Source organism: Ottowia cancrivicina (assembly GCF_029813755.1).
GTDB lineage: Bacteria > Pseudomonadota > Gammaproteobacteria > Burkholderiales > Burkholderiaceae_C > Ottowia > Ottowia massiliensis.
Window position 1 is genome coordinate 1 of sequence record NZ_JARVII010000072.1, and the last position, 1,162, is coordinate 1,162.

Consider the following 1,162-nt stretch of genomic DNA (forward strand, 5'->3'; position numbering starts at 1 on the left):
CCGACACCGACTCCGACACCGACTCCGACACCGACTCCGACACCGACTCCGACACCGACTCCGACACCGACTCCGACTCCGACACCGACACCAACTCCGACTCCGACTCCGACTCCGACACCGACACCAACTCCGACTCCGACACCAACCCCGACACCAACACCAACACCAACGCCAACGCCTGGCCTTGTGCTCGACGCCCAAGGCAACCCCGTGCTGCAGCCCGAACCTGCAACGCCCACCCTGGCTGGCGGCGCAGGCGCAGACCATCTACACGGCAGCGCGGGCAACGACATCGCCAGCGGCGGCCAAGGCGCAGACTGGCTCTACGGAGCGGAAGGCGACGACCAGCTTCATGGCGGCGCGGATGAAGACCACCTCTACGGCGAAGGCGGCAACGACCGCATCTTCGGCGGCCAAGGCGGCGACTGGCTCTACGGCGGCCAGGGCCAAGACACCCTCAGCGGCGAAGCCGGAGACGACCACCTCTACGGCGAAGGCGGCGACGACTGGCTCTACGGGGGAGAAGGCAACGACGAAATCCACGGCGGCCTGGGCGACGACCGCCTCTGGGGCGGCACAGGCAACGACTTCCTTGCCGGCCACCAGGGCGACGACCATCTCATTGGCGGCGCAGGCAGCGACACCTACATCTGGGGCCGCGCCCAAGGCAGCGACACCATCGAAGAAGACAGCAGCGCTGCCACAGCCCAGGACATCGACACCGTGCGCCTGCAGCACATCGCCTCCACAGCCAACTGGAAGCTCACCCGCCAGGGCCAGGACCTCATCCTCGGCTTTGAAGGCCAAACCCTCACCCTGCGCGGCCAGCTGGCCGCAGGCGGCCACGCCATCGAACAAGTGCGCTTTGCCGACGGCGTCACCCTCAGCGCCGCGCAACTGGCGCAGCGGCTGGAACAAAGCGAACGGCAAAACCGCAAAAACGGCAGCCTGACAGCGGCGAGACAGGCAGCGGCGCCAGACGTCCTCATCCGCAGCGCCAGCGCCGCGCCCGCCATCCGCCCCGGCATCATCGAACCAGGCCAAACCCCGCAGCAGGCCAGCAGCCCGTTCGGCCAGGAAGGCGCGCTTATTCACAACCACAAAGGGCCGTGGGTTGAAGGTGAACTCATCCACAACCACAAAGGACCGTGGGCCGAAG

Annotated in this window: 1 protein-coding gene; it reads left to right on the forward strand. The window is 67.4% G+C overall.

Annotated features, from left to right (window positions below; genetic code table 11):
- Window positions 1–1,162, forward strand: a 1,162-nt coding sequence (locus tag QB898_RS13060) for a calcium-binding protein (RefSeq protein ID WP_279525296.1), incomplete at both ends; no start/stop codon positions are given.